Below are 10,220 nucleotides of genomic sequence, written 5' to 3' on the forward strand. Positions count from 1 at the left end.
TGCATGACTACTTCAAGCGCTGCGCGGAATGCGCAGGTTACCACTGGTAAGTCGCACGCCCGATGACACTGCGGCGCAAACCGTAGCTACAGTAGGTGTCGCTCTGGCAATTCACGTAAATGCGGTCGAACAGGTTCTGCGCATTCACCGAGAAGCGCCAGTGCGCGATGTCGTAATGGACCGCGGCATCGAACAGCGTGGTCGACGCGAGCTGGATCGTGTTGGCCTGATCGCCGAACTGCGAGCCGATATAGCGCACGCCGCCGCCGAAACCGAGGCCCTTGAGCGGACCGGTCTGCAAGGTCTTGTCGAGCCACAGGCTCGCCATGTTGTGCGGCACGTTCGCTGCACGATTGCCCGCATAACCCTGATCGCTGTCGGTGATCTTGCCGTCCATGTAGGTGTACGCGGCGGTCAGGCTCAGGCCCCCACCGAGATCCGCGAGTCCCGACAGTTCGATGCCGCGCACGCGAATGCCGCCGGTCTGCACCACGAAGTTGCCCTCCGGATGATCGAAGTCCGGCTCCACCACATTCTTCTGCTTGATGTTGTAGACCGAGACCATCGCGAAGCTCTTCTGGTTCTTCGGCTGGTACTTGACGCCCGCTTCCACGCTCTGGCCGGTTGTCGGCTTGAGCGCCGAGCCGTCGAAGGTACTGCCGAGGCCCGGCTGGAACGAGGTCGAATAGCTCACATACGGCGCGAAGCCGCTGTCGAACAGATAGACCAGACCCGCGCGATACGTGAAGCGGTTCGCATCGTTGTCCTGGCTGTTCGTGCCGGCGATGTTGTCGTATTGCTTGGTGCTGGTCCAGTCCTGCCGCACGCCGAGCGTCGCCACCAGCTTGCCGAACTTGATCTGGTCCTGCGCATAGAGGCCGAGCTGATTGAGCGTGTCGTGCACGCTGTAATCCGGCGAACTCGGCAGCACGATGCTGCTCGCGCCGCTGTACACGGGCGAATAGACATTGATGGACGGCACCGAATCGGCATCGCGTTCGTCCCAGTTGTCCACCGAGCGCGTGTAGTCGAGACCGACCAGCAGCGTATGCTCGACCGGACCGGTACCGAACTTGAATTGCGCCTGATTGTCGACGGTGAAGACGTTCGACTGCGCCACTGCGGCGTATGCGTAGCGGTCGAGCGTTTGCTGATCGTCTTCAAGGCCCGCGTCACCGACGATCTTCTGATCCACGTGCGTATGCGTATAGCGCAGATTCTGCCGCACGGTGACGATATCGTTGAAGCGGTGCTCCAGTTCGTAGCCGATGGCTTCATCGGTACGGCGATATTCGTTGAAGTCCGGCTCACCGAGGAAGGTGCCCGTACCGATGCGTCCGCCCGGCCCTGCGAGCAAGGTGCCGACCGAAGGCAGGTCGACGTTCTGGCGGCCCGTGTCCCGATAGCTGAAATGCGACAGCAGCGTGAAGGTCGTGTCGGCGCTCGGCTTCCATGTCAGCGCGGGCGCGATATAGACATGCTTGTCCTGCACGAAGGCCGTCTGGGTGCTTTCACTGCTCGAATCGGCCGTGAAGCGATACAGCAGCGAACCGTCCTTGGTGACGGGGCCGCTCATGTCGATGCGACCGCCCACCGTGCCGCGCGTGCCGACTTCGATCGAGGCTTCGTGTAACGCGTCTTCGGTCGGCCGCTTGGTCACGAGATTGACCATGCCGCCCGGAATGTTCTGTCCGTACAGCACCGATGCCGGTCCGCGCAGGATATCGATGCGCTCCAGACCATACGTGTCGTAGGTCGGCGACAGCACAGTGAAAAAGTCCTGCGTCGAGAGGCCATCGACGAAGGGGAAGGTATTGGAAAAGCCGCGCACGGTGAAGTAATCGACCGTGGTGTCGAGCCCGCCGTATTGCTCGCCAATCACGCCGGGCGTGTAGCGCAGCGCTTCGCCGACCGTTTGCGCGGCCTGCGCCTGCATCTGGTCGCTGGTAATGACGGAGATGGATTGCGGCGTCTCGATGATCGGCGTGTCGGTCTTGGTGCCGGTGGCGCTGCGTTTGGCCACGTAGCCTTCGACGGGACTCGTCGCGGTTTCCTTCTCGCGCTCGCCCGTGACGGTCACGGGCTTGAGTTGCTGTGCATCGGCGCTGCCCGCTTTCGGCGACGATGCGCCCGTCGCGGGATCCGCGCTCTGGGCGTGTGCGGCGCCACCGAGCATCACCATCGCGGCCATCGCGATATGGCGGCGACGCATGCCGCGCGTCATCCGCGAAGTCCGCGAGCGTTCTGCCCTCTCCCCTCTGTTCATTGCTTGCTGAAGCCTGCGCGCTCTCATGCCCGGCCTTTTGCTTTCGATAGACTTTCTGGTTAGATGAATCGCGGCGCTCAAACGGAGCTTTTCGCCGCGAACCTGATGCGAAGCTTCCAAAACATCCGCGCGACTATACCGAGCCAGCGACGTAAATGCAAACGATTCGCATTCATGCGACTACCCTACAGTGCTTCAGAACCGCGCGCTAAAGCGTGTTCATGAGATCGAGCAGGGACGCGGCATCGCTTGCAGAGGTCGTGCCGGCGGGGCTTTCATCGCTTAATGCACGGGCCATTTCGTGCAACGGCCGATGGCTTATCAGCACGGCAAGCGGCGCGTCAATCTGCGCGCGGCGCAACGCGGCCTGCGTGCGCATGGCGGCGAGCGAATCGCCGCCGAGGGCGAAGAACGTGTCGTGCCGGCCGACGCGTGCGACCTGAAGCACCTCGGTCCATACGCGCGCGAGCGTGCTTTCAATCTCGCCTTCGGGTGGCACGAACGTTTGTGCGATGCTGTCGTGATGATCGTCGTCTGGAAGACGTTGACGGTCGATTTTTCCCGCCGGATTGAGCGGCATGGCATCGACGATCACGAGCGCGGCCGGCACCATATAGTCCGGCAACGCTTCGCTCAGTCGCGCGCGCAGATCGGTGGAGCTTGCTTCTCCGTTCAACGTGACGAAGGCGATCAGTCGCGACGATCTTGCGATGACGGCTGCTTCTCTTACATTCGGCATCCGAATCAACTGCGCCTCGATCTCGCCCGGCTCCACGCGATAGCCGCGCACCTTGACCTGATGATCAGTGCGGCCCAGATAGTCGAGTTCGCCCTCCGCATTCCAGCGAACGATGTCACCCGCGCGATACATGCGAGCGCCAGCTTCGTTCGAGAAAGGATCGGGGACAAAACGCTCGGCGGTCGTACCGGGCCGGCTTCGATAGCCGCGCGCCAGCAGTTCTCCACCGATGTACAACTCGCCCGGCACGCCCATCGGTACAGGCATGAGTTGCGCATCCAGCACGTTCACGCTTCTTCCCGTCAACGGCTTGCCGATGGGGATGCGCACGGGTATTTCATCCTGCGTCTGGACGTAGCGCGTGCAATCGAACGTCGTCGCCGTGACCGTCGTTTCACTCGGCCCGTACATGTTCACCAGTTCGACGTGGGCGAGGCCCGCCGCTTTCCAGGCGCGCACGCTGTCGCCGAACATCGCTTCGCCGCCGACCTGCACGCGGCGCAAGCTCGCCAGCGCTTCTCGTGCAGATTTCGGGCCGCTCGCAAAGTCGAGCGCCAAGGCGCTCCAGTAGGCGGTCGTCAAATCCGCCACCGTGATACGCTGCGACCGCACTTCATGCAGGAAACGCGCGCTGTCCCACAAGGTCTCGTCCCGCAGCACGACCGTCGCGCCCATGCATAACGCCGGAAAGAGCTGATCGACGAAAGCATCGAAACTGAAGGTCGAGAACTGGAGCACACGGTCCGCGCGTGTGATGCGCGCCGCGTCGGTCACGGCCTGCGTGTGCCGTGCAAGCGCATCATGGGTGATCTCGACGCCCTTCGGTTGTCCGGTAGAACCGGAGGTATAGATCACATAGGCGAGTTGCGTGCCGTGAATAGCGACGTGCGGATCAGTGTCGACGCAGCCTTCGCCGCAGGTGGCGACATCGAGCGTCGAGACACCATCGAACGCGCCTTCCTGCGATGCGATGACGAGCTTCACGCCGCTATCGCGCGCCATGTAGGCAAGACGCTCGGCCGGATGGGATGGATCGAGCGGAACATAGGCCGCACCGGATTTCATCACGCCGAGGAGCGCGGCGATCATATCGATGGACCGTTCCAGCGCAATACCGACGCGCGCTTCGGCACCGATACCGATTGCCGCGAGCCCGTTCACGATGCGGTTCGCGCGCTGTTCGAGCGCAGCAAAGCTAATCGATTCATTGCCCTGTACGAGCGCGGTATCGTGCGGATGGGCGCTTGCATGAGCCGCGATACGTCGATGAACCGGCGTCGCATCGAGGGTCGCCGTGCTGCGCTCACCGATTCGATTCAGATGCGCGAGTTCGTCCTTGTCGAGCATCGAAACATCGGCAAGCGCACGCAAGGCGTCGATGGTCAAGGCATCGAGCAGCGTGCTCAGATGATGCGCGATACGCTCGATACTCGCGGCATCGAAGTGCTTGCGGGCATAAGAAAAGTCGATGCGCAGGTCCGTTCGCTGGGTGATCGAAACGGTAAGCGGATAGTTAGTCTGCTCGCGCGCGGCGATATTCGAGAAGGTGACACCGTCGTGCGCGGACTCGCGCAGCGCGTCGTCGAGCGGATAGTTTTCGAACACGAGAATGCTGTCGAACAGGGATTGACCGCCGTCGAGTTGCGCAAGCCGCTGAATCTCGTTGAGCGCGACATGCTCATGCTCGCGTGAAGCCACGCTCTGCTGCTGGATTTCGCCGAGCCACTGCGCGACCGGCATCGCAGCGTGCGGTGTGCCGACCACGGGCACCGTATTGATGAACAGGCCCACGATTCGTTCGACGCCTTCCAGCGTAGCGGGACGACCTGCCACAGTGGCACCGAAACTCACGGTCGGTGCGTGGGTGTAGCGTTGCAGCAGCAGGAGCCACGCCGCCTGAACCAGCGTGTTGAGCGTGACATGCTGGCTTCGGGCGAAGCGGGTGAGATGCGCGGTGCGATCGGCGTCGAATTCGAGCGTCACATCACCGAAGGTCTCGTTCGCATCATCCTTCGAACGCGGCAGGGACGCGGCAAGATGCGTCGGTCCTTCGAGCGGCGCGAGCAAGCCGCGCCAGAAGGCATGGGCGGTCTCGCGGCTCGACTCGTTACGCGCGAGCCATTCGATGAAGTCTCGATATCGGCCAAGTGTGGCTTCCTGACGGTTGCCGCCGTAGTAACGCAGCACGTCGGACAGCACTTGCGCCATGCTCCAGCCATCCAGCAGCGCGTGATGGAATGTCCAGACCAGATGATGCCGCGCCTCATCCGTTCTTACCAGCGCGATGCGCATCAGCGGCGGCTCGGCCATGTCGAAGCCCTGCGCGATCTGCGCCGACGCAAGCTTATCGAGTGCATCGTCGCGTGCGTCGCGATGTCGCCAATCTTGCTGGAACACGGGTAAGGTTACGCTGCGAGCCACCCACTGGCGCGGCTCGTCTTTGCATTGAATAAAGCCGGTACGCAAAGCCGCGTGACGCGTGACGATGGCCTGCCACGCGGCAATAAAACGTGCGTCGTCGAGGCCGTCCAGATCCACACGCAACTGATTGATGTAGGCGTTCGTATGCTCGCCCAACAAGCTGTGAAAGACGATTCCCGCCTGCATGGGCGCCAGCGGATAAAGGTCGGCGATGCGCGCAGGCTCGATCGGCAAGGCGTCGAGTGCAGATTGATCGAGTTCGGCGAGCGGTACATCCGATGGCGTAATGCCTTGCGCGCCGTTCGTGCAATGTGCGTTCAACGCATGCAACTCTTGTTCGAAGTCGCGCGAGAGAGACGCAATCGTCGATGCGTCGTAGCGGTCGCCTCGGCGATGATGGAACGTGACGGACAGCTCGCCATTCATCACCTGACCGAGTATTTCCAGCGCATGTGCAGGCGTCGCGTCCTCATGTTGCGATGCGCCGGTTTGCTCGCTTGCGCGTTGCCAGCCGCTATCACGATCGAGCGTACCGCCGAACTGACCGAGATAGTTGAATACCACGTCGCTGTTCGATGCATTGTTCAAGGCCGTGCGATGGAGGTCATCACCGGAATACGCCAACAGGCCGAAGCCTGCACCTGCCTGCGGTACGGTACGTAACGCTTCCTTGACCCGCTTGATGGCAGCGGCGTGCTTGCCTTGCGCCTGCAACACGACGGGATAGAGCGACGTGAACCAGCCGACCGTGCGGCTCAGATCGGCATGTTCGCCATGCACATCGCGACCGTGCCCTTCAATATCGATGCGCAATGCATCTGCGTGGGCCAATCGCACAAGTGCGCGCCCCGCTGCTACGAGCAGCAGTTCATCGATTCTCGTGCGATAGGCTGCGTTGGCGTCTTGCAGCAGCTTGCGCGTGGCGTCGCGATCGAGCTTGATCGTTGCACTGACGGGCTGACCGGCATGCGCGTGCGTTCGCGGCAGGGACGCGGACACGGCGAGCACGTCGTTCCAGTAAGGGATTTGCGCAGTGATCTCGACCGAGCATGCCGCGCGATGCTGCATCCTCGCGAACGAATTGAACGAGGTGGTGCACGGCGGTATCGCAATCGGCTCGCCTGCCTCCAGTTGCGCGCATGCACTTTGCAGATCGTCGAGCAGAATGCGCCACGATACGGCATCCACGGCGAGATGGTGAATCACGATGAACAGCCGCCACGTGCCGTCATCGATGGACATCGCCGATGCGCGGATCAGCGGTCCGTGCTCGATGTCGAGGCTACCTTGTGCCTGAGCGCAATGATGCTCGATGTCGCGCTTCGGGACGGCTTGCATTACCGTCATCAGCGTGTGCGTTTCTTCGGGTGCGTGGTGTTGCGACCAGCGGCCGTCATCGGAACGATTGAAGCGCAGACGAAGACTTGCGTGATGCGCGACCAATGCATGCAGCGCGGTGTCGAGGTGAGCAAGTTTCGGCGCGGTCGTGCGTTCGAGCAGCACGGACTGGTTCCAGTGATCGCGCGAAGGCATCGCCTGCTCGAAGAACCAGGATTGAATCGGCAACAGGGGGAAGGGTTCGTTGCTGGATTCCGTTTCGCCGGTCTGTTCGGTGACACCCTCTTTCGCTTCGACCGCAACCGCTGCGAGTTGCGCGATGGTCTGCTGTTCGAATATCTGACGCGCGGTGACGATGAATCCCGACTGGCGCAGGCGTGCGACGATCTGCAAGCCGAGGATCGAGTCTCCGCCCAGTTCGAAGAAGTTGTCGTTCCGGCCGATGCGTTCGATGCCCAGCAGCGTCGACCAGATTTGCATGAGTTGTGTTTCGACGGTGCCTTGTGGGGCTTCCCATTCGTGGTCTTCGTTTTGCACCGACGGCACCGGCAGCGCCTTGCGATCCACCTTGCCGTTCGCGTTCAGCGGCATCGCATCCAGCACCACGATGCGCCAAGGCACCATGTAATCCGGTACGCCCTGCGCAAGGCTCGTCTTCAATCGCTGCGCGTCCAGCGAGCGTTCGCCCGTCACGTAGGCGATCAGTCTTGCGTCACGGGCGATCACGGTTGATTCACGCACGCCTTCGATCTGCGCCAGCCTCGATTCGATCTCGCCCAACTCGATCCGGAAGCCGCGAATCTTGACCTGATGATCGAGACGTCCGAGATAGTCGAGCACGCCATCGCTGCGCCAGCGCACCAGATCGCCCGTGCGGTATAGGCGTGCGCCTGCGTGTCGTGCGAAGGGGTCTGCCACGAAGCGCTCTGAGGTCAGTCCCGGACGATTGAGGTATCCGCGTGCCAGATTGGCTCCGCCCAGATAAAGTTCACCGGCGACGCCGCGCGGCACCGGTTGCATGCGCTCATCGAGTACCCACGTCTGTGTGGCTGCAATCGGCGCGCCAATCGGCACCGGCCGGTGTTCTTCTCGGCATTGCCACGCGGTCACGTCAATCGCCGCTTCGGTCGGGCCGTACAGGTTGTGCAGTTCCACATTCGGCAGACGCGCGAAGACCTTGCGCTGCAATTCTTCAGGCAGCGCTTCGCCACTACAGATGATTCGGCGCAACGTGTCTGCGCACGACAGCGCGTGTTCACTTTCGATGAACGCCTGCAACATCGACGGGACGAAGTGAATCGTGCTTACCTCCTGCTGCACGATGGTCTGGGCCAGTTGCAGTGGATCGCGATGCGCACCGGGTGCGGCGACCGCAAGACGGGCTCCGACCATCAATGGCCAGAAGAATTCCCATACCGATACGTCGAAGCTGAACGGCGTCTTTTGCAGTACCGTTTCGCCGCGTTCGAGCGGATAGGCCTGCTGCATCCATTGCAGTCGATTCGATAGCGCAGCGTGCGTGTTGCCGACGCCTTTCGGACGGCCCGTCGAGCCTGAGGTGAAGATGACGTAGGCTAGATTGTTCCCTTGGATGGCTACGTCAGGATTGCGTGCATCTTCGCCTGATACATCGATATCCCGTAGCACCAGCGTCATGCCGCTATCGGTCTGGATTTCAGCAAGCCGCTCGTGCGGCAACGACGGATCCAGCGGCACATAGGCGCCCCCCGCCTTCATGATCGCCAGCAGCGCTACAACCAGTTCCACCGAACGCTCTGCCGCTACGCCTACTTTCGACTCTAATCCGATGCCGCGTTCGATCAGTTCATATGCCAGACCATTCGCTTTCGCATTGAGTTCGGCATAGCTCAGACGGATATCGCCGAAGGTCAGCGCAATGTCGTCCGGTGCGAGTTCAGCGTGACGCTCGAAGCCGCGTATCACCGGCTCAAGGTTCTTGAAGCGCGTGTCGTTGCGGCTCCAGCCTTCGATCTCTGCGCGCTCTTCTGCGCTCAGTAGCGGCACTTCGATGATCAACGCCGTGGCTTCGACAAGCGCCTTGAGCATCGCCTCGTAATGCTGCGCCATGCGCGCGATCGTTCCTGCCTCGAACAACTCGCGTGCATAGCTCAGCTCAAGCGATATCGTCCCGTCACTTTCCTCGCGCGTGTCCAGCAGCAGTTCAAACTGCGCCATCTCGGCCGGCAAGGCATACGGCTCGATTTCCAGTGACGGCAAATCCTTCAGCACCCGCCAGTCTCGGCGCTGATGATTGAACATCACCTGGAACAGTGGCGTGTGGCTCAGGCTGCGCTCCGGACGCAGTGCGTCGATCAGTGCATCGAAGGGCAAATCCTGATGCGCCTGCGCACCGAGTGTCGCTTCGCGTACCTGTGCGAGTAACATCGCCGTGTCCGTCGAGGCGTCAACACGGCTTTGCATTACCTGCGTGTTCACGAAGAAGCCGATCAGTCCTTCGACTTCCACCCGATGACGGTTCGCCACTGGTACGCCCGTACGTACCGTCTGCTGCCCCGTATAGCGATACAGCAGCGCGTGGAACGCGGCCAGCAGCACCATGAAAGGCGTACTGCCGCTTTGGCGGGCTCGCTCGCGCACCGCATCGGCCAATGCAGGCGGCAGGCTCACATGATGACGCCCAGCGTGATACGTCGCGTGTGCGGGGCGGGGGGCATCGGTGGGCAAGGCCAGCACCGGGTGTTCATCGCCCAGTGTCGCTTGCCAGTAGGCCAGTTGACGTTCGCGTTCGCCTGCGTCGAGCCAGTCGCGTTGCCACGCGGCGTAGTCCGCGTATTGGACGGGCAACGCCGCACGCTCAATTGCGCTTCCTGAAACGCCCGCGCGATAGTGCGCCACCAGTTCATCGAGCAACACCTGCACGGACCAACCGTCCGACACAATGTGATGCATCGACAGCACCAGCAAGTGTTCTTCCGCACTCGCGCTGAACAAGGCCACACGCAGCAACGGGCCGTGTTGCAGATCGAACGGCTCTGCAGCTAAAGCACGCGCGGTGGCATCGAATTCACTCGCATCGAGCGATGCCTCGCGCCAGTCCAGCGCGACCTCTGCATCAATGACTTGCTCGACGCGACCGTTCACATCGGCCACGAAACGCGTGCGCAGGCTCTCATGTCGCGCCACGATCGATTCGAAACTCGCACGCAGCGCTGCGTGATTCACCGCGCCACGCAAACGCAGGCCGCCCGAGACGTGATACGCGCTGCTCTCCGGCGACAACTGCCACAGGAACCACAAGCGCTGCTGTGCATACGACGCGGGCGATGCCTCTCCCGGCGATCTCGCTCTCGCAAGGATAGGCAGTTGCGAAGGCGTCACGCCTTCATCGACCATCTTGCGCCAGAAGATGCGGCGCTTGTCCTGCGAAAGTTCTATGAAGCGCTGCGCGATGCGCGCGGCTTTGTCCTTATCCAT

General features: G+C 61.9%; 2 protein-coding genes. Both read right to left on the reverse strand.

Annotated features, from left to right (window positions below):
• Nucleotides 1-37 precede the first annotated feature (37 nt).
• Complete coding sequence (locus ACYQ47_RS18160) at nt 38-2,224, reverse strand: TonB-dependent siderophore receptor (protein ID WP_459906303.1); 2,187 nt, start codon at nt 2,222-2,224, stop codon at nt 38-40.
• A gap of 250 nt (nt 2,225-2,474) precedes the next feature.
• A complete protein-coding gene (locus ACYQ47_RS18165) occupies nt 2,475-10,220 on the reverse strand; it encodes an amino acid adenylation domain-containing protein (protein WP_459906304.1) in 7,746 nt (2,581 codons plus the stop codon).

Source organism: Caballeronia sp. HLA56 (genome assembly GCF_054655155.1).